The 18,005-nt window shown below is 68.7% G+C and carries 16 protein-coding genes and 1 pseudogene; 9 read left to right on the forward strand and 8 right to left on the reverse strand.

Annotation, left to right across the window (positions count from 1 at the left end; genetic code table 11):
- Positions 1 to 177, forward strand: a 177-nt coding sequence (locus tag CPCC7001_RS14490) for a nitrate reductase associated protein (RefSeq protein WP_225867294.1), incomplete at its 5' end; no start/stop codon positions are given.
- On the opposite strand, the gene CPCC7001_RS09555 is transcribed toward CPCC7001_RS14490, so the two are convergent.
- Both CPCC7001_RS09555 and CPCC7001_RS09560 read right to left on the reverse strand, forming a co-directional pair.
- The gene (locus CPCC7001_RS09555; protein ID WP_369699346.1) at positions 156 to 2,264 is read right to left on the reverse strand and encodes a molybdopterin oxidoreductase family protein; all 2,109 of its coding nucleotides are present in this window, start codon (positions 2,262 to 2,264) and stop codon (positions 156 to 158) included. The genes CPCC7001_RS14490 and CPCC7001_RS09555 overlap by 22 nt on opposite strands.
- Positions 2,265 to 2,462: 198 nt before the next feature.
- Entirely contained in the window at positions 2,463 to 4,028 is a 1,566-nt protein-coding gene (locus CPCC7001_RS09560) for an MFS transporter (protein WP_006910816.1), read from the reverse strand.
- A 61-nt stretch (positions 4,029 to 4,089) separates the two neighbouring features.
- Here CPCC7001_RS09560 and CPCC7001_RS09565 point away from each other — a divergent pair, with 61 nt between their 5' ends.
- Positions 4,090 to 4,839 (forward strand): molybdenum cofactor guanylyltransferase, encoded by a 750-nt coding sequence (locus CPCC7001_RS09565; RefSeq protein ID WP_083782621.1) that lies wholly within the window; start codon positions 4,090 to 4,092, stop codon positions 4,837 to 4,839.
- A 118-nt stretch (positions 4,840 to 4,957) separates the two neighbouring features.
- Complete coding sequence (locus tag CPCC7001_RS09570; protein ID WP_006909504.1) at positions 4,958 to 6,028, forward strand: GTP 3',8-cyclase MoaA; 1,071 nt, start codon at positions 4,958 to 4,960, stop codon at positions 6,026 to 6,028.
- Between the two features lie 25 nt (positions 6,029 to 6,053).
- Here CPCC7001_RS09570 and moaB read toward each other — a convergent pair whose 3' ends face one another.
- Positions 6,054 to 6,560, reverse strand: coding sequence for a molybdenum cofactor biosynthesis protein B (moaB, locus tag CPCC7001_RS09575; RefSeq protein ID WP_043369877.1), 507 nt, complete (start codon positions 6,558 to 6,560; stop codon positions 6,054 to 6,056).
- A gap of 33 nt (positions 6,561 to 6,593) precedes the next feature.
- On the opposite strand from moaB, the gene CPCC7001_RS09580 reads away from it, so the two are divergent.
- Together CPCC7001_RS09580 and CPCC7001_RS09585 are read left to right on the forward strand one after the other, a co-directional pair.
- Positions 6,594 to 6,884, forward strand: coding sequence for a MoaD/ThiS family protein (locus CPCC7001_RS09580; protein WP_006910230.1), 291 nt, complete (start codon positions 6,594 to 6,596; stop codon positions 6,882 to 6,884).
- A gap of 2 nt (positions 6,885 to 6,886) precedes the next feature.
- Entirely contained in the window at positions 6,887 to 7,339 is a 453-nt protein-coding gene (locus tag CPCC7001_RS09585; RefSeq protein ID WP_006910782.1) for a molybdenum cofactor biosynthesis protein MoaE, read from the forward strand.
- 55 nt (positions 7,340 to 7,394) lie between these two features.
- Here the strand turns inward: CPCC7001_RS09585 and CPCC7001_RS09590 are convergent, their stop codons facing one another.
- From CPCC7001_RS09590 to CPCC7001_RS09600, 4 genes and pseudogenes are all read right to left on the reverse strand, one after another.
- Complete coding sequence (locus CPCC7001_RS09590; RefSeq protein WP_006909391.1) at positions 7,395 to 8,645, reverse strand: molybdopterin molybdotransferase MoeA; 1,251 nt, start codon at positions 8,643 to 8,645, stop codon at positions 7,395 to 7,397.
- Positions 8,642 to 9,151, reverse strand: coding sequence for a cyclic pyranopterin monophosphate synthase MoaC (moaC, locus tag CPCC7001_RS15820; RefSeq protein ID WP_255347446.1), 510 nt, complete (start codon positions 9,149 to 9,151; stop codon positions 8,642 to 8,644). Before moaC ends, CPCC7001_RS09590 begins: the two co-directional genes overlap by 4 nt.
- A gap of 36 nt (positions 9,152 to 9,187) precedes the next feature.
- A pseudogene (locus CPCC7001_RS15565) lies at positions 9,188 to 10,006 on the reverse strand (HAD-IIB family hydrolase); the annotation flags it as partial.
- The gene (locus CPCC7001_RS09600) at positions 9,987 to 12,185 is read right to left on the reverse strand and encodes an HAD-IIB family hydrolase (protein ID WP_006910259.1); all 2,199 of its coding nucleotides are present in this window, start codon (positions 12,183 to 12,185) and stop codon (positions 9,987 to 9,989) included. The gene CPCC7001_RS09600 and the pseudogene CPCC7001_RS15565, both read right to left, overlap by 20 nt.
- Before the next feature lie 142 nt (positions 12,186 to 12,327).
- On the opposite strand from CPCC7001_RS09600, the gene CPCC7001_RS09605 reads away from it, so the two are divergent.
- The 4 genes from CPCC7001_RS09605 (at position 12,328) to CPCC7001_RS09620 (ending at position 17,587) form a co-directional block, all read left to right on the forward strand.
- Positions 12,328 to 13,581, forward strand: coding sequence for a tetracycline resistance MFS efflux pump (locus CPCC7001_RS09605; RefSeq protein ID WP_043369883.1), 1,254 nt, complete (start codon positions 12,328 to 12,330; stop codon positions 13,579 to 13,581).
- 30 nt (positions 13,582 to 13,611) lie between these two features.
- Positions 13,612 to 15,759 carry a polyphosphate kinase 1 gene (ppk1, locus tag CPCC7001_RS09610; RefSeq protein WP_006909896.1) on the forward strand — a complete coding sequence of 716 codons (2,148 nt, stop codon included), beginning with the start codon at positions 13,612 to 13,614 and terminating at the stop codon, positions 15,757 to 15,759.
- 167 nt (positions 15,760 to 15,926) lie between these two features.
- Positions 15,927 to 16,910 carry a sigma-70 family RNA polymerase sigma factor gene (locus tag CPCC7001_RS09615; RefSeq protein ID WP_050757105.1) on the forward strand — a complete coding sequence of 328 codons (984 nt, stop codon included), beginning with the start codon at positions 15,927 to 15,929 and terminating at the stop codon, positions 16,908 to 16,910.
- Between the two features lie 5 nt (positions 16,911 to 16,915).
- A complete protein-coding gene (locus CPCC7001_RS09620) occupies positions 16,916 to 17,587 on the forward strand; it encodes a diacylglycerol/polyprenol kinase family protein (RefSeq protein WP_006909793.1) in 672 nt (223 codons plus the stop codon).
- A 39-nt stretch (positions 17,588 to 17,626) separates the two neighbouring features.
- Here CPCC7001_RS09620 and CPCC7001_RS09625 read toward each other — a convergent pair whose 3' ends face one another.
- On the reverse strand, positions 17,627 to 17,950 hold the full coding sequence (locus tag CPCC7001_RS09625) for a hypothetical protein (protein ID WP_006910516.1): 324 nt from the start codon (positions 17,948 to 17,950) through the stop codon (positions 17,627 to 17,629).
- Between the last annotated feature and the right edge of the window lie 55 nt (positions 17,951 to 18,005).

Below are 18,005 nucleotides of genomic sequence, written 5' to 3' on the forward strand. Positions count from 1 at the left end.
GCCGCGCCGCTGGGTTTCAGCCTCACCGGGGCCCAGTGGTCGGAGCTGTCGGAACTGGAGCGGTTCGCTCTCTGCAAGCTGGCCCGGCCCGGGCACGACCATCACAACCTGGCACCGGCCCTGACCGAGCTGTTCGGGACCACGGGGGCCAGCGCTCAGGCTTCGGAAGCAGGCTGAGCCGCCGCGAGGGTCGTGACGCACACCGCCGCGGCCTTGAGTTCCGGCTGACGCGAGACCGGACAGGCCTGCTCGTGCAACAGCTTGTTGGCCTCGCAGGCCGGCTCCTGCATGGAGCCCCAGTGCATCGGCAAGAACACGGTGCCGGGGCGGATGCGCTCGGTCACCCGCACACGGGCGGACACCTCGCCGCGACGGGAGCGGATGGCGGCCAGCCCACCGTCGTCCAGCTCGAGCGCCCGGGCATCGTCAGGATGGATCTCCAGCAGGGGTTCGGGATGCATGGCCGTGAGCCGTGGCACCCGGGCCGTGCGGGTCATGGTGTGCCACTGGCCCAGGTAACGGCCCACCGTGAGCACCAGGGGGTAGGCCTCGCAGGGGGGCTCCGCCAGGCCCATGGGTTCTTCGGCAATGAAGCGGGCCCGGCCGTTCGGTGTGGCGAAACGGAAATTGGTGTAGAGGCGCTTGGAGGCCGTGGAGGGCGCGGCCCCCCGCGGGAAGGGCCACTGCTGGGGACCCTCGGCCGCCAGGAGAGGGTGGCTGAGGCCGGCATGGTCGCAGAGCCGCCCCGCGGTGAGCCCTGCAAACTCGGCATAGACCTCCGCTGACGAGCCGTAGCTGAACTGCTCGCCATACCCCAGCCTCCGGCCCACGTCGGCGAACACCCGCCAGTCCGGTCGCGCCTCACCGGGCGGGGTGCGAAAGGCGGGGCAGTAGGTGACCCGCCGCTCTGAATTCACCATCACGCCGGCCTTCTCGCTCCACTGGGCAGCCGGCAACACCAGATGGGCGTACTGGGCGGTCTCGGTGTCGGCGTAGGCCTCGCTGAGCACCACCAGGGGGCAGCGGGCCATAGCGGCTCTCACCCGATCCAGATTCGGCATGCTCACCAGAGGGTTGGTGGCGGCCACCCACCAGAGCTCGAGTTCACCCGCCTCCATGGCCTCCACCTGTCGCCAGGCATCCAGACCCGGCTCAGGGGCGATGGCACCCGGCAGAAACCCCCAGGCGGCCTCCACTTCGGCCCGGTGCTCGGGATGGGTCACGCTGCGGTAGCCCGGCAGCAGGTGCGCCAGACCGCCGGCTTCTCGCCCGCCCATCGCATTCGGCTGGCCGGTGAGCGAAAAGGGCCCGGCGCCCGGTCTGCCGATCTGGCCGGTGAGGAGGTGAAGGTTGATCAGGCCAGTCACCTTGGCCGTGCCCTCCACGCTCTGGTTGATCCCCATCGACCAGAGGCTGAGCACGCCGCCGGCGCTCTCCCAGAGTTCGGCGAACCGGCGCAGGCCTTCCTCGGCGATGCCGCAGAGCCTGCAGACCCGCTCAGGCGTCCAGGCCTGCACGAGCCGGGCGTAGTCAGCGAAGCCCTCGGTCTCCCCTTCGATGAACTCAAAGGCCACGGCGGCCCGGCGCAGCAGCAGATGGGCCACGCCATGCAGCAGCACCAGATCGGTGCCCGGGCGGATGGCGAGGTGCAGATCAGCCGCATCGCTGGTGGCTGTGGCGCGGGGATCCACCACCACGATGGTGAGGCTCTCCGGCTGGCGGCGCTTGCGCTTGATCAGCCGCTGGAACAGCACCGGGTGGCACTCGGCGGTGTTGGTGCCGATCAGCAGGGCCACGCTGCAGTGGTCCAGGTCCTCGTAGCAGCAGGGCGGACCGTCGGAGCCGAGGCTGCGGGCATAGCCCGCCACGGCCGAGCTCATGCACAGGCGGGAATTGGCATCGAAACTGTTGCTGCCGATGGCCCCCTTGAGCAGCTTCTGGGCGACGTAGTAGTCCTCGAGGTGAAACTGGCCTGAGCCATACATGGCGATGCCGCCCCCTCCCCGGCTCGCCAGCGTGGCGCGGATGCGGGCGACGATCCGCTCCAGCGCCGCCTCCCAGCTGATCGGCCGCAGGGGCTGATCCAGGCGGTCGCGGGCCAGCGGCCGGGTGAGGCGCCCGCCCTGAAGGGTCTCGCCCACGGTGGCCCCCTTGATGCACACCTGGCCCAGGCTGGAGGGATGGCGGCGGTCCCCCCGCGCGCCCCAGGCCGGCAGGCCCTCGGCATCCCGCCGGGTGGGCTGGCCCTTGGCCGCCGGAGCCATCAGTTCAAGGCCGCATCCCACGCCGCAGTACGGGCACTGGGAACGCACGGACCCATCGCGGGAATCGGATGCAACGTGGGAATCAGCCATGGCCCTGCACAACTCACACCGGCGGGAGACGCCGACAGCAATGGAAACGGGCAGGCCCTGGGCCTGCCCGGTGACGACGGCGCCTGAATCCGCAGCGCCGCGGAGGGATCAGGCCAGGGGAACGGTGGCGGCCACCTCCCCTTCATGCTCATCGGCGAAGGAACCCTTGGGCTCTTTGAGCACGAAGTAGCAGAGGAAGCCCACGATCAGCCCCGCGATGCCCAGCACCTGGAAGAAGGCACTGTTCGAGGCCGCGATCACGGCAGGGGTGGGATCGGCGTCGGCGGCGCCCCCTGACATCCACAGCGGCAGCAGGCTGTAGATGGTGAGATAGGCCACAGCGCCCACATTGCCGTAGGCCCCCACCATGCCGGCGATCTGGCCGGTGACCCGCCGCTTCACCAGCGGCACGATGGCGAAGGTGGAGCCCTCTCCGGCCTGCACGAAGAAGGAGCAGGCCATGGTGATCACCAGCGCCAGGGCGATGCCGGCGGTTCCGGTGAAGGCTCCCGGCTTGATCATGCTCATCACCAGATAGCCGATCCCGAGACCTACGGTGAGGAAACCCATTGTGGATTTTCTGGAGCCGAGCTTGTCGGAGAGCAGGCCGCCGCCGGGGCGTGCCACCAGGTTCACGAAGGCAAAGGCCGATGCCAGGATCCCGGCCGTGGCCTTCGGCAACTCGAAGGTGGTTTCAAAGAAGGTGGGCAGCATCGACACCACCGCCAGCTCGGAACCGAAGTTCACGATGTAGGTGAGCTCCAGGATCGCCACCTGCTTGAACTCGTAGCGGTCTTCCTTGGGGTAGGTCTTGCGGCCGGTGAGGAGGTCCTTGTTGGTGCGGATGATGCCCCAGGTCTGAGCCAGGAAGAAAGCCAGCACCAGCAGCAGGGCAATGGTGTAGCCGGAACCCGTGAGGAACTTCACCTTCTGGAGGCGCCAGGCCAGCACCGCCAGGATGGCTGCGAAAGGCACATTCATGCCGATCAGACCCCAGAAGTCACGCATAGAGGTAACTTCGAGGCCGGCCGTTTTATCAGGTCGCTGATAGGTCTTGCCCGGAGGGGTGTCCTTGACGTTGAAGAAGTACAGGAGCCCGTACACCGCCGAGATGATGCCGGTGAGGGCGATGGCACCGCGCCAGTTGAGCACCACACCATCAATCTCGAAGCCACCGCTGAAGGAGAGCCAACCCGCGACAGAAACCAGGGTGAGCGCAGAGAAAGCGGAGCCGAAGTTGCCCCAGCCGCCGTAGATGCCCTCCGCAAGACCAATCTCTTTGGGCGGAAACCATTCGGCCACCATGCGGATGCCGATCACAAAGCCGGCTCCCACGATGGAGAGAAGCAGGCGGGCGATCACCAACTGGCTGAAGTCCTGCGCGTAGGCAAACATCAGGCAAGGGATCGCTGCATAGACCAGCAGGGTGGAATAGGTGACGCGCGGCCCGAACTTGTCGAGAAGCATCCCGATCAGGATGCGGGCTGGAACCGTGAGGGCCACGTTGCAGATGGCCAGGGTGCGGATCTGGGGAACGGTGAGTCCCAGATCTGCCTTGACCGTTGTAGCGAGCGGCGCCAGGTTGAACCAGACGACAAACGTGAGAAAGAATGCGAACCAGGTGAGATGCAGTGTCTTATATCTCCCCTGGAGCGACCAGAGTTCACCAAGCATGGAGATTACTGTTGGCGATCAGGCTTCGAAACGCAGGAGCCGGATCTGAAAGCGGCGCTTCATGCAAGCCACCGACCCAAGCAATCATCGATTGAACAACCCGTCTGTCGTTGAAGCTACCGAGACTCCGGGGACAGCACCGTCCGGACCGGGCCCCGGAACCTGCCGGCTGCGATGTTGCCTGATCAGCGGTGGCCAAAGCCGCCGCATGGGGGTGGACAAAGCGCTCCTGCCTCACCCCGCCGGGGGAACCTGGCTGAGCCACAGTCTGAGGCAGCTGGCGACTCTCCAGGCTCCGATCACGCTGTGCAGCCACCATCCGCTTCACCGCCAGCAGGTCGAGGGCCTGCTGCCACCGATCGCGAAGGGGCTCACGCTGACCCAGGAATCCCCACCGGGGCAGGGTCCCCTCAGCGCCCTGCACCATTTGATGGACCTGCACCCTGGCGAGCAGCTGCTGCTCTGCGCCGTTGACATGCCCTGGCTCGATGCCGCCAGCCTCACCACCCTGGTGGCGGCCGGGCACCAGACACCTGGCCTGCTGCTGGTGGCCTGCAATGGGCAGCGGCTGCAGCCTCTGCCTGGGATCTACCCCGCCACCCTCCAGCACCGGCGCAGCCTGGCCCGCTTCCTGGCCGGGGGACGTCGCAGCCTGCTGGACTGGCTGGCGCTTCAGCCGTTCCAGAAGGTGACCCTCAACCCGCAGGCCCTTCGCAACTGCAATCGCCTGGGGGACTGGACACCGGTACAAGGCCAGCCGGTGCAGGGCCAAGGCGCATTCGCCAGTCTGCAGGAGCGGACGCCAGGCTGAGCGCAAGGGTCGGCCACCTCCCCGGCTCGGGGGTTGAGCAACACGGCCGAGCTTCCCATCGTCCTGGCTCTCCACGTGCTGGTTCCCTTCTTCTCCCCGGTCTTTCCCGTCCCTCACCGTGGTGCCTGACCCCCTGGATGCAGCCGCCGCCGCCCTGCCGCTCGATCGGCTGGGCAGGCCAACGGGGGTGCTGCGCCTCTCGCTCACGGCCCGCTGCAACCTGGCCTGCCCCTACTGCTGTCCCGACGCGATTGACCCCCCAGGCCTCCTCGACCTGCGGGAGCGGCTGGCCCTGATCGAGGCCGCCGCCAGCCTGGGCTTCCGCTGCCTGCGGCTTACCGGCGGCGAGCCGCTGCTGCACCGGGGGTTGGAGGATCTGGTGCAGGCCGTGCAGCCCCTGAGGCGCCGGGGCGGGCCCGCTTCGCTGCGGACCATTGCCCTCACCACCAACGGGGTGCTGCTGACGGCGGCCCGGGCCCGGGCCCTGCGCCAGGCGGGCCTGGACCGCATGACGATCAGCCTGGACGGTGCCGATGGCGCCAGCGTGGGCCGCATGACGGGCCGCAGCAGCGAGGGGGAGGCGCTGCTGCAGCGGGTCCAAGAGGCCCTCGCCCATGCCAGGGAAGCGGGCTTCGATCCGCGGCTCGGTGAGCTCAAGCTCAATGCGGTGATCGACCGCCATCGCAATGGCGACCAGGTGGTGCCCCTGGCCGCCCTGGCACGGCGGCTGGGCGTGGAACTGCGCCTGATCGAGTTCATGGATGTGGGCAACCGCAACGGCTGGACCCCCGAGCGGGTGCTGCCCGCCGCCGCCATGGTGGAGCGGATTCACGGCCACTGGCCCCTGGATCCGGTGGGACGGGCCCCCAACGGCACGGCCAGTCGCTGGCGCTACCGCGACCGCGCCGACGGCCTGCACCTGGCCGTGGTGGCCTCGATCACGGCCCCCTTCTGCGGCGACTGCAACCGGCTGCGCGTCACGGCCGACGGCCAGGCCTATACCTGCCTGTTCGCCGAACGGGGTACCGACCTGCGGCCCTGGCTGCGACCTGCCCCTGACCCGGCGGGACTCGTGGCTGCTCTGGCCGGCCTGTGGCGACAGCGGCACGACCGCTCCAGCGAAGAGCGGGCCACCCATCCTGGGGGGCCGTCCCGCCCCCATGCCGAGATGGCCTACCTGGGGGGCTAGCGGCACGGCGATCAGCTGGAGGCGATCAGCAGGGGGGTTCGGTGAGTCGCGGCAGGAGCTGAACCAGGTTGCATGGCCTGGTCTCCGCGCTCAGCTGGGCGCTGATCAGGCGGTCCCAGGCGGTCTGCACGGCGTCCAGCGACCCCGGCAGCACGAACACCACGGTGCCGTTGGCCACCCCGGCCAGGCAACGGCTCTGCAGGCTGCTGGTGCCGATGGTCTCGAAGGAGAGCACGCGAAACAGCTCACCAAACCCCTCGATCGTTTTATCGAGCAGAGGCGCCACCGCCTCGGGGGTGCCGTCACGGCCCGTGAGCCCCGTTCCGCCCGACGTGATCACCACCTGCACCCCGGCATCGGCGATCCAGGCGCTCAGCACCGCCCGGATCCGGTAGCGGTCGTCGGGCACCAGCTGCCTGGCGGCGAGACGATGGCCACAGGCGACGAGGCGCTCCTGCAGGGCATCGCCGGCCCCATCCTCGGCCAGGCTGCGCGTATCCGAAACCGTGAGCAGAGCAATGGCCAGACCCACCACAACCCCAGGGAAACCGCCATTGTGAGCCCGATGCGCCACACTCCCGCCATCGGGCCATTCCCTGACAAGGCCAGTTCCAGCCTGCAGGTGAGGTTGTTCGCGCGGCTGCGGGAGGAGGCGGGCTGGGGGGAGCGGCGCTGGCCCCTCCCCGCCGCTGGGGTGAGCACACCGCTCGACATCTGGCGGCAGCTGAAGCTCAACGGGCAGGGCACACTGCCGGCTGGCGTGCGCGTGGCCATCAACCAGCAGTTCGCTCCACCGGATCAACCACTCCAGCCCGGCGATGAGCTGGCGTTCCTGCCGCCGATCAGCGGGGGCTAAGCATGCAGCTGTGCATCGCCCTCCACGCCGAAGCCTTTGATCCCCTGCAGGTGCTGCAGGAATGGCAGCACGGTCTCCAGGAGCATGCCGGAGGAGCTCCTGCGGCCGAGGCCGTCTTCATCGGCCGGGTACGTGGTCAAAGCTCCGGGGGCGAAGCCCTGGCGGCCCTGGAGCTGGAACACTATCCGGGCATGACGGAGCACTGCCTCCACAGGCAGGCCAGGCAGCTCGGCGAGGTGCATGGGGTGGCTGGTGTGCTGATCCGGCACCGTGTGGGAGCGGTGCTGCCCGGGGAGACGATCGTGCTGGTGGCGGTGGTCGCCGACCGGCGGGGCCAGGCCCAGCGCTGTGCCCAGGCCCTGCTCGAGGCCCTCAAGCACGACGCCCCCTTCTGGAAACGGGAGCATCTGTCCAGCGGCGGTGGCCGCTGGGTGGAGGGGAACACCGCTTACTGACAGCCGGTTGGTGGTCCCAGAGCCCCAGCCTCCACGGGAGCCTGCCCCACGAGCGTCAGAAGATCGGCAGCCTGAGCAGCTGGGCCCACACGGTGGCACCCGCCTCAAGGGAACCACTGGCCGCCGGCAACTCCAGCAGAAGGTCGGCTCCCTGCAGGGAGCCGATCCTCGAGGACGCCTGACTGCCGTCTACCCGGGCCTGCAGTTCCCCGGCGGGGCCGACCTCCAGCCACGCCCGGGCCAGCTCGGGCCGGCCGGGCGAGCGCTGCAGGGGAGCGGCCAGCTGCACAGGCAGCCGCGGCAGCAGCTGCACCTCCGCTCCCTCCAGCCGCTGCAGAGCAGGCCAGAGCAGCTGCAGGGCCGTCACGGCCGCCGCCACCGGGTTGCCCGGTAGGCCAAAGAAGGGTCGCCCCCGCACCTGGCCGAAGGCGAAGGGGCGGCCAGGTTTCAGGAAGAGTTTCCAGAACTCCACCCCCCCCAGCTCGGCCACCAGCGGGCGGATCCAGTCACTGTCGCCGGCGGAGACCCCTCCGGTGCTCACCACCACGTCGCAGGCGCGGGCCAGCTGTTCCAGGGCGGCCCGCAGGGCCTCCGGCGCATCGGCCACCACCAGCCGTACCGTCACGCCATAGCCCAGGCGCGCCAGCAGGGCCTCCAACAGAGTGCCGTTGCTCTCCCAGATGGCCCCGGGTTGCCGCGGTTCGCCCACCGGCGTGAGCTCATCACCGCTGATCAACACCCCGATCCGCGGGCGCGGGCGCACCGGCACCCGGGGCAGGCCGCAACTGGCCAGACGGGCCAGATCCGCCGGGCCGAGGCGATGGCCCGCCTCGCACAGCACCTGTCCCGGAGCGGCTTCCTCATCAGCGGCACGGATCCACAGATTGGCCCCCACCGGCTGCCGCAAGCGCAGCGTGTCGCCGTCCCCCTGCTCCGCCAGCTCCTGGGGCAGCACCCGGGCTGAACCGGCCGGAACTGGGGCACCGGTGAGGATGCGCACCGCCTCTCCTTGCCGCAGCGCTCGTCCGAAGGGGGCGCCTGGAGCGGATCGGCCCACAAGTCGCCAGCGGCGGCCTTCCGCCGGGATTGCCCCATCCCCTCCCAGGGCGAAGCCATCCATGATCGAGGCCCGGAAACCGGGAACCGCCTCCTGGGCCAGCAGCACGGTGGCCGTGACCCGCCCCAGGGCCTCGACCAGGGGAACCGTTTCTCGCCCCTCAGGGGGCGTCAGGGCCGCGAGCACCTCTCGGCGGGCCTGCTCCAGCGTCAGTCCCTCCGGGGGAAAGGGTTCGGCCACCGCCTTCATCCTTCCACCGACAGGGCACTCCGGGCGCTCGCAGGGTGCGACCAGGCCCCATGGCGGCCGCCCTCCTTGCGCAGCAGCCGCACCGGGCCGATGGTCATGGCCGGATCCTGGGCCTTGACCATGTCGTAGAGGGTGAGCAGGGCCACCTGCACCGCCGTGAGTGCCTCCATCTCCACGCCGGTGGGGCCAGTGGTGCGGGCGGTGACCTCCACGCGGAGCGCACTTCGGCCCTGCTGCGGGGCAATGGCCACGTCCACCCCGCTGAGAGCAAGGGGATGGCAGAGGGGAATCAGCTCGGAGGTGCGCTTGGCCGCCTGGATCGCCGCCACCCGCGCCACCGCGAGCACATCACCCTTCACGCTGCTGCCTTCCATCACGGCCTGGAGCACGGCGGGGGCCATGGTGATCAGGCCCTCCGCCGTGGCCTGGCGCAGGGTGTGAGGCCGGTCGCCCACCTCCACCATGCGCACCTCACCCCGGCCGTTCAGGTGGGGCAGCGGCTCCAGCCAGGCCGCCGCACCCGGGCAGTGGTGCAGCACACCCTCCACGATCCCGGCGCTGTAGTTGCCGTTCATGCCCATGAAGTCGCCGCGGGCCACGTAGAGATGGCGGCCGCCGTCGCCGCCCGATCCGAGACGCTCGATCAGGTGGGGGTCGGCATTGGCCACCAGGATGGAAGCCAGATCGCTCTGCAGAACGGGCAGGTCATTGCCGCTGTCGCCGGCGAAGATCGTGTTGCCCCGGTCAAAGCCCAGGCGGGCCATCAGAAACTGCACGGCATGCAGCTTGGTGGCCGAGGCCGGCAGCACATCCACCAGCCCCACCCCGGCCGCCTCGTCGATGCTGTGGATCACGCTGGCCGCAAGGCCCTCCTCCCGGAGCCTGCGCTCCAGCTCCTGCTGCAGGGACTGGGCGTCGGCCTCGAGCGGCACGTAGAAGCTGAGCTTGTGCCGCCCCTGCTTGTGGGGTTCCTGCAGCGTCAGGGCAGGCACCCCCTCCAGCAACGGCAGCAGATCCGCGGCCGCCCGGCCGGCCCAGTCGGTCGCGATCAGCCCATCCCAGCCCGCATCGCGTTCCCACACCTCACCGGTGACGGCCAGGATGGAGGTGCCCACATCGGCCACCACCCAGGCGGGCCTGGGCAGGTCGTACTGGGTGATGGCCTCGGCCACCAGGGCCGGATCACGCCCCGACACGTAGGCCAGGGTCACCTCCGGCCGCTGCACCATCCGGGCGAACAGGCTGCGGGCCCCGGCCGACTCCGCCTGGCGACCGTTCGGCAGCAGGGTGCGGTCCAGATCAGTGCACAGCAGCAGGCGCCGGGGAGGCGCCGGTGGGCCCTCAGAGCTCGAGGAAGTCATAGTGCGCGATGGCTTCAAGGATGCCGCGGGCGTGCGACTGGCTGGCCATGTACACGTGCTCGGTCGCGCCCAGCACGGACGAGAGCTCTTCCTGGTGGCGGTTGGCCACCACCACTCCCAGGGTATTGCCGCGCAGCATGTCCTCGTCACCGCCGGAGCCCCCGGTGGCGAGGATCCGGTCCAGGGGGATGCGCCACCGCTCCGCCGCGAACCTCAGGGCCTGACCCTTGGAGGCCCGGGCCGGCACCAGATCGAGGAACTGGCCGAAGGAGAGGGTGAGGTTCACGGAGAGATCGTGATGGCGCAGCAGCGCCCGGATCTGATCCACCGATGGGGCCAGGGCCGCGTCGTAGTGGTACGAGAGCTTGAAGGCGCTCTGCTCGCGGCGCGACTGGGCGTTCACGCCCGGCAGCTCCTGCATCAGGGTGCGGAGCACCTGGGGGGTCCAGAGATGGTTGATGTGCCTGGCCCAGGCCAGGTCAGGCAGCCAGTTGGGGGCGTAATAGATCTCCGAGCCCAGGCTGGTGATCAGGATGTCGGGCACGGGGATGCCGTACTCGCGGATGATCGCCAGCACCGAATCCAGGCGCCGCCCGGTGGCGATCCCGAACAGCCACTCCTTGCTGCGCTCATTGATCAGGGCGCTCAGCAGCTCCAGCCCTTCGCGATCACCGAGCAGGGTGTTGTCGATCGCCGTGAACAGGGCCTTGGTGCGGCCGCGGCTGCCCCGCTGCTCCGCCTGCGGTGTGGGCTGGGGCACCTCCTGGGACGGCTTCACCGCCACGAGCGCGCGCGCCCTGGCCAGGTAGGCCTCGGCGTGGGCATCCCAGGAGTAGTGACGGGCCACCAGCCGGGCTCCCTGGCGCGCGTAACGCTCCCACTGCTGCGGGTCCGCCAGGATCGCCTCCAGGGCCTGGGCCATGGCCCGGCGGTCCAGCGGGTCCACCAGCAGACCGTGGCGGCAGTTGGCGAGGATGTCCACCGGGCCGCCGTTCTCCGTGGCCACCACCGGCAGGCCACTGGCCGCCGCCTCCAGCAGCGTGAGCCCGAATGGCTCCGTGAGCGCGGGGTTGATGAACACTCCCCTGGAAGCCGCCGCCAACCGGTAGATCAACGGCACATCCGCCGCGCTGTGGTGCTTCGGCAAGGCCACCCTTCCCACCAGGTCGTAGCTGTCGATCGCCAGCAGAAGCTCCGTGAACACCGCCTGGGGACCTTCGTCCAGGTCCCGGATGTCGTCGCGGTTGCCGGCCACGATCACCAGGTTGGCCAGCTGCTGCAGGGAGGGGGATTCTCCGTAGGCCTCCACCAGGGTGATCAGGTTCTTGCGCAGATCGGGGCGGGAGAGGGCCAGGATCATCGGCTTCTGGGGCTCCTGCAGCGCCGCCTTGAGGCTGGCCTGGAAAAGCGCCGCGCAATCCAGCGGATCGTCCCCACCGGGAGGGTGAAAATTCTCCAGGTCGGTGCCCGGAGGAATCACGGCCATCTTGGCGGGGGTGTAGCAGTCGTAGAGCTCGTACTGGTCCTCGATCTCATTGCGGGTGCTGGTGATCACCAGGGCGGCTGAGCTGAGCACCTCCTCCTCGGCCTGGATGCGGCGGCTGATCCTGTAGCGGGTCTCGATGTCGTCGAGGGAGAGCCCCATGGAGATCAGCCGGCGGTACTTGTCCCGTCCGAGCGAATGGCCGGTGTGCAGGAGCGGCAGGCCGGTGCGGTGGGAGAGCCGTACGCCCACGTAGCCGGCATCGGCGTAGTGGCTGTGGAGCAGGTGGGGCCGGCTGGGCTGGTCCTGGATCCAGCCGAAGAGGTTGTCGGCGAAGCTGTCGAGATGGTCCCAGAGCTCCTCCTTGCGCAGGTACTCCGCGGGGCCGGCATCGATCCGCACGATCCGGGCCCCGGGGCCCAGCGGCTCCACGGGCTGGGCATAGTCGTCGCTCACCGCGGCATCGCAGACCCGCCGGGTCACCAGATCCACCTGGGCCACGTGGGGTTGACGGGCCAGGGCCTTGGTGAGCTCCACCACGTACTTGGTCTGGCCACCGGTGTCGGCATCACGGCCGAGCTCAAGGTCGTGGCCGCGGATCAGACCGTGCACGCTGATCAGCAGCAGGTGCAGGCGTTGCTCGGCAGGCGCAGGGACGGGCGCCGGCGCGGAGGCGGCTGAGGCCGGTGCGGGCAAGGCGATGGCAGCGGGGCGTGAGGCTGAGGCCAGCCTGAAGGAGTCCGGCGGTGGCGGCAAGCCGGTGAGCCGGCGGTTCCAGGGTCTGCTGACCCGCGCGCGTGGGAGGGTGAGATCCCCCCTGCCCGCCTCTGTGGCCCGCCTGCAGCGCTCACGGTCCTCCACGCTCTTCTGCGCGTTCCTCACCCTGCTGAACGATCGCCTCAGTGAGTCGCTCATCTTTCCGCTGCTGCCCTTTCTGCTTGCCAGCTTCAGCGATGACGGCCGCATCATCGGCCTGCTCGCCGGCAGCTATGCCCTGGCCCAGTTCAGCTTCACCCCGCTGATCGGTGCCCTCAGCGACCACTACGGACGCAAACCGGTGATCGCCGGCTGCGTGGCCGGATCGGTGCTGGGCCTGGGGCTGTTCGCCCTCACCCTCTCGATCGACTGGTCGGCCGTGGCCTGGGTCACCGGCAGCAGCCTGCCGCTCGGACTGCTCTTCCTCGGCCGGCTGATCGATGGCGTGAGCGGCGGCACCGCCGCCACCGCCGGTGCGGTGCTGGCGGACATCACGCCGCCGGAACGCCGTGCCAAGGCATTCGGGCTGATCGGCGTGGCCTTCGGGCTGGGGTTCATCCTCGGCCCCGCCATGGGAGGACTGCTGGGGCGGATCAACGTGATGCTGCCGCTGCTGATCGCGGTGGCGATCGCCGTGCTCAACCTGCTGCTGGTGGTGGGCGTGCTGCCGGAAACCCATCCGCCCCAGGCACGGCTGCCGCTGCCCCGCAAACGGGATCTGCAGCCCTTCGGTCCCCTGGCCCGGGTGTTCCGCGACCCCCGGGTGCGCCGCCTGTGCAGCGCCTTCTTTCTCTTCTTTCTGGGCTTCAGCGGCTTCACGGCCGTGCTGGTGCTCTATTTCAAGCAGGCCTTCGACTGGGGGCCCGGACTGGCCGGCGCCGCCTTTCTGGTGGTGGGAGTGGTGGCCACCGTGGTGCAGGGGGGCCTGATCGGTCCGTTGGTGAAACGGCTGGGCGAATGGCGGCTCAGCCTGGCGGGCCTGGGGTTCGTGATCGCCGGCTGCCTGCTGATCGCCGTGGCGGCACCGGCCACGGCCAAGCTGCTGGTGTTCAGCGGGGTGGCCCTGCTCGCCCTGGGCACCGGTCTGGTCACCCCCTGCCTGCGGGCCCTGGTGTCGCGGCGGCTGAGCGACGCCGGCCAGGGTGCGGCCCTGGGCAGCCTGCAGGGGCTCCAGAGCCTGGCGGGATTCATCGGTCCGCCCCTGGCGGGACTGGTTTACGAAACCGTCAGCTGGAAGAGTCCGTTCTGGCTGGGCATCACCCTGATGGCCGGGGTGGTGGCGCTGGTGGCGGGGGGGCTGCCGGGCCAGTCAGGGCCCCGGGGCGAGGTGACCTGAGACACCGACCACGATTGCTACGTTGCTCGGATGGTTCCTGCCCAATCCGCTCCCACGGTTCCCCCTGAGCTCTACATCAACCGGGAGCTGAGCTGGATCGACTTCAACTACCGGGTACTGGCCCAGGCCCTCGATGAGCGCACCCCCCTGCTGGAGCAGGCGAAGTTCAGTGCGATCTTCAGCAACAACCTCGATGAGTTCTTCATGGTGAGGGTGGCCTCCCTGAAGTCGCAGGTGGAGGCCGGCGTGAGCAGCCTCAGCGACGACGGGCTCACCCCCCAGGAGCAGCTGCAGGCCATCCAGTCCAAGCTGCGGCCGCTGCTGGAGCTGCAGCAGCAGCACTACCGCCACTCGCTCAAGAGCCACCTGGCCGAATACGGCCTGCTGCTGCTCGACTACGCCAATCTCAACGATGCCCAGCGCCAGTGGGTGGATGAGTACTTCCGCACCGCCATCTTTCCGGTGCTCACCCCCCTGGCGGTCGATCCCTCCCATCCCTTCCCCTTCATCAGCAACCTGAGCCTCAACGTGGCCGCCCTGGTGAGGGATCCGGACACGGGCCAGCAGGAATTCGCCCGGGTCAAGGTGCCGCAGAAGAACCTGCCGCGGTTCGTGGCGATTCCCACCGAGCTGAGCGCGCGCCATCCCGCGCCGGTGTTCACGGCGGTGCCCCTCGAGCAGGTGGTGGCCTTCAACCTGGCCCTGCTGTTTCCGGGCATGAGCGTGGAGGGGCACTACTTCTTCCGCGTCACCCGCGACGCCGATCTGGAGCTGCGCGACCTGGAGGCCGACGATCTGATGGAGGCCCTGGAAGAGGGCCTGCGCAAGCGTCGGCGCGGCGGCGAGGTGGTGCGGCTGGAGGTGGCCGACGAGATGCCGGAATCGGTGGTGGACCTGCTGATGGAAGGCACCACCGTGGAGGCCAAGGACGTGTACCGGATCAACGGTCCGCTCGGCCTCGACGATCTGATGAGCCTGATGGCGGTGCCCCTGCCGCAGCTCAAGGCCCCCCCGTTCAAGGGGCGCACCGCCCCTGTGCTGGCCAGGGCCCAGAAGAGCCTGCTGGAGGATGGCTCGATCAAGGCCGAGGAGTTCGAAAGCATCTTTTCGGTGATCCGCCGCGGCGATGTGCTGCTGCAGCACCCCTATGACCTGTTCTCCACCTCCGTGGAGGAATTCCTCAGCCAGGCCGCCGACGACCCCTCGGTGCTGGCCATCAAGATGACGCTCTACCGCACCTCCAAGGATTCGGCGGTGGTGTCATCCCTGATCCGGGCCGCCGAGAACGGCAAGCAGGTGATGGCTCTGGTGGAGCTGAAGGCCCGCTTCGACGAGGACAACAACATCCAGTGGGCCCGGCGCCTGGAGGGCTCCGGGGTGCACGTGGTGTACGGGGTGATCGGCTTGAAGACCCACACCAAGATCCTGCTGGTGGTGCGCAAGGAGAAGGAGCGTCTCAACAGCTACGTGCACATCGGCACCGGCAACTACAACGCCAAGACGTCCAGCCTCTACACCGATTTCGGCCTGCTCACGGCACGGCCTGAGTTCGGAGCCGATCTGGTGGAGCTGTTCAACTACCTCACGGGCTTCTCCAAACAGCAGAGCTTCCGCAAACTGCTGGTGGCACCGGTGAGCCTGCGCAGCCGAATGGAATCGCTGATCCGGCGTGAGATCGAACACGCCCGCGCCGGTCGCGAAGGCCACATCCAGGCGAAGATGAACTCGCTGGTGGATCCGGCGATCATCGCCCTGCTCTACGAGGCCTCCCAGGCCGGGGTCACGATCGAACTGGTGGTGCGTGGCATGTGCAGCCTGCGGCCCGGACTCCCCGGCATCAGCGAACACATCCACGTGGTGAGCGTGATCGGCCAGCTGCTGGAACACTCGCGCCTGTTCTGGTTCGGCAATGACGGCGAACCGGAGCTCTATCTGGGCAGTGCCGACTGGATGACGCGCAATCTGGACCGCCGCGTCGAGGCCGTGGCGCCGGTGGAGGATCCCAGCCTGCGCCAGCACCTCGAGGGCGTGCTGGCCCTGTACCTGAACGATGCCGGGGCCTGGCACATGCAGCCCGACGGGCGGTTCGAGCAACAGCAGCAGACCGACGACGAGGGGCAGCGGGCCCAGGCCACGCTCATGCGCCAGTGGCGGGGCGGCCTGACGGGTGTGCGTTGAGCCACACGCTTGTGATGTGATTAAACACACAAAACGCAGCGATTGACACCAAAATCGCCACAAAAGAGGCGATTCAGGAAGTCTTCCAATTCATACCGTTCCACCCTGGCCAGGAGTGCTACATTCCGCGCACATTCCAATTCGGAGGCACGGGTGTGGGGACGCCTATGCAGTCCGCCTCTGGCGTTTCGCTTGTGAACGTCAAGAAGGCCGCATCATCTACTTCTGCTTCTGGCTCCCGCAGCACGGGACCACGCAACACTGGTCGACTGAGCGCCGATTCCATCGGCTGGTATCTCAGCAACATCGGCCGTGTGCCACTTCTCACACCGGCCGAAGAAATCGAGCTAGCGCATCACGTACAGGCTGGCAAGCGGCTGCAGGAGGTTCCACTTGAGGAACTGACCCCGAAGCAGAAGCGTCAGATCCGGATGGCCCAGCGGGCCCGCGATCGCATGATGGCCGCCAACCTCCGATTGGTGGTGAGCGTGGCGAAGAAATACCAGAACCAGGGCCTGGAACTGCTGGATCTTGTTCAGGAAGGTGCCATCGGTCTGGAGCGGGCCGTCGATAAATTCGACCCCGCCATGGGCTACAAATTTTCCACCTATGCCTATTGGTGGATCCGGCAGGGGATGACCCGCGCCATCGACAACAGCGCCCGCACCATCCGTCTGCCGATTCACATCAGCGAGAAGCTCTCCAAGATGCGGCGCATCACACGGGAGCTCTCCCACCGCCTGGGCCGGCAGCCCAATCGGCTGGAGCTCTCCCACGCCATGGACATGCGGCCCGAGGAACTCGAGGAACTGATGGCCCAGAGCGCCCCCTGTGCCTCGCTCGATGCCCACGCCCGCGGCGATGAGGATCGCAGCACCCTCGGCGAGCTGATTGCCGATCCGGCCAGCAACGAGCACTTCGACTCGATGGACCGCCACATCCAGAAGGAGCACCTGGGCGCCTGGCTGTCCCAGCTGAACGAGCGCGAGCAAAAAATCATCAAGCTGCGCTTCGGGCTGGAGGGCTCCGAGCCGCTCACCCTTGCCGAGATCGGCCGGTTGATCAACGTCTCCCGCGAGCGGGTGCGGCAGCTGGAGGCCAAGGCGATCATGAAACTGCGGCTGATGAGCAACTACCAGCAGGCCGCCTGATCTGCGTGCTGGATTGGCAGCAGCAGCTGGCCGGCGTGCTGGCGGTCGCCGGCTGGCTAGCGGTGCTGGCCGCTGCGGCCATCCGGCTGCGCCGGCGCTGGGATGCGGAGGCCAACCCAGGCCGGCGGGAATGGAGCCGCAAGCTGGTGCACATCGGCACCGGCCTGGTGGTGCCGATCGCCTGGGGGATGGGCATCGCCCGCGAGATCGCCCTCCCGGCGGCCACCCTGGTGACGCTGCTGGCGGCGGTGAACCACCGTTTCCGGGTGTTGCCGGCCGTGGAGGATGTGGGCCGTCACAGCTACGGCACGGTGGCCTACGGCGCTGCCATCACCGTGCTGCTCTGGGCCTGCTGGCCCGACCATGCCGCCACGGCCACGGCGGGCGTGCTGGTGATGGCCGTGGGGGACGGTCTGGCCGGGCTGCTGGGTCCTGTGTGGAGCTCACCGAGCTGGGCGGTGCTCGGCCAGCGGCGCTCCCTGCTGGGCACGGGGGTGATGGCCGCCGCCAGCAGCCTCGTGCTGGCGCTGCTGGCCTCGCTGGCGGGCGGACCGGCCTGGCCCGCGTTGGTGGGGATCGCCCTGGCCGCCACCCTGCTGGAGCAGGTGGGGGTGGCCGGCGTGGACAATCTCACCGTGCCCCTGGGTGTGGCCTGGCTGTGGCAGACCCTCGCTTAGGCGCGACTCGGCCTGGGAGGGACTCAGCAGGAGCAGCCCTCAGGCGGTGAGGAGATCTTCGCAGCGCCGCTCCCAGTCGGCCGGCGTTCCCAGGCCCGCCACCAGAAGCCGGTCCTTGGGCTCATCCCGCAGCCGCAGCTGCCACTGCCGGATCAGATCGGCCCGCTCCATCCAGGTCTGAAGCACGGTGTTGTGCAGGGCGCCGCCATCCCACGCCCGCTGTTCCCCGATCGCCTGGGCCCAGCTCAGCAGCTCATCGAGCTGAAACGGCCGGAAGCCGGCGAACGCCGGGCCACGCGATTGCTCCAGGTAGAACAACTGCAGGGGATCACTCAGACCGCAGAACTGAAGGAGGTAGGTCACGACTGACCTCCGAAACATCAGCGTTAACCCTATGGATCCTCACAAAGGAATCCGT

The organism is Cyanobium sp. PCC 7001 (assembly GCF_000155635.1).
Taxonomy (GTDB): Bacteria; Cyanobacteriota; Cyanobacteriia; order PCC-6307; family Cyanobiaceae; genus NIES-981.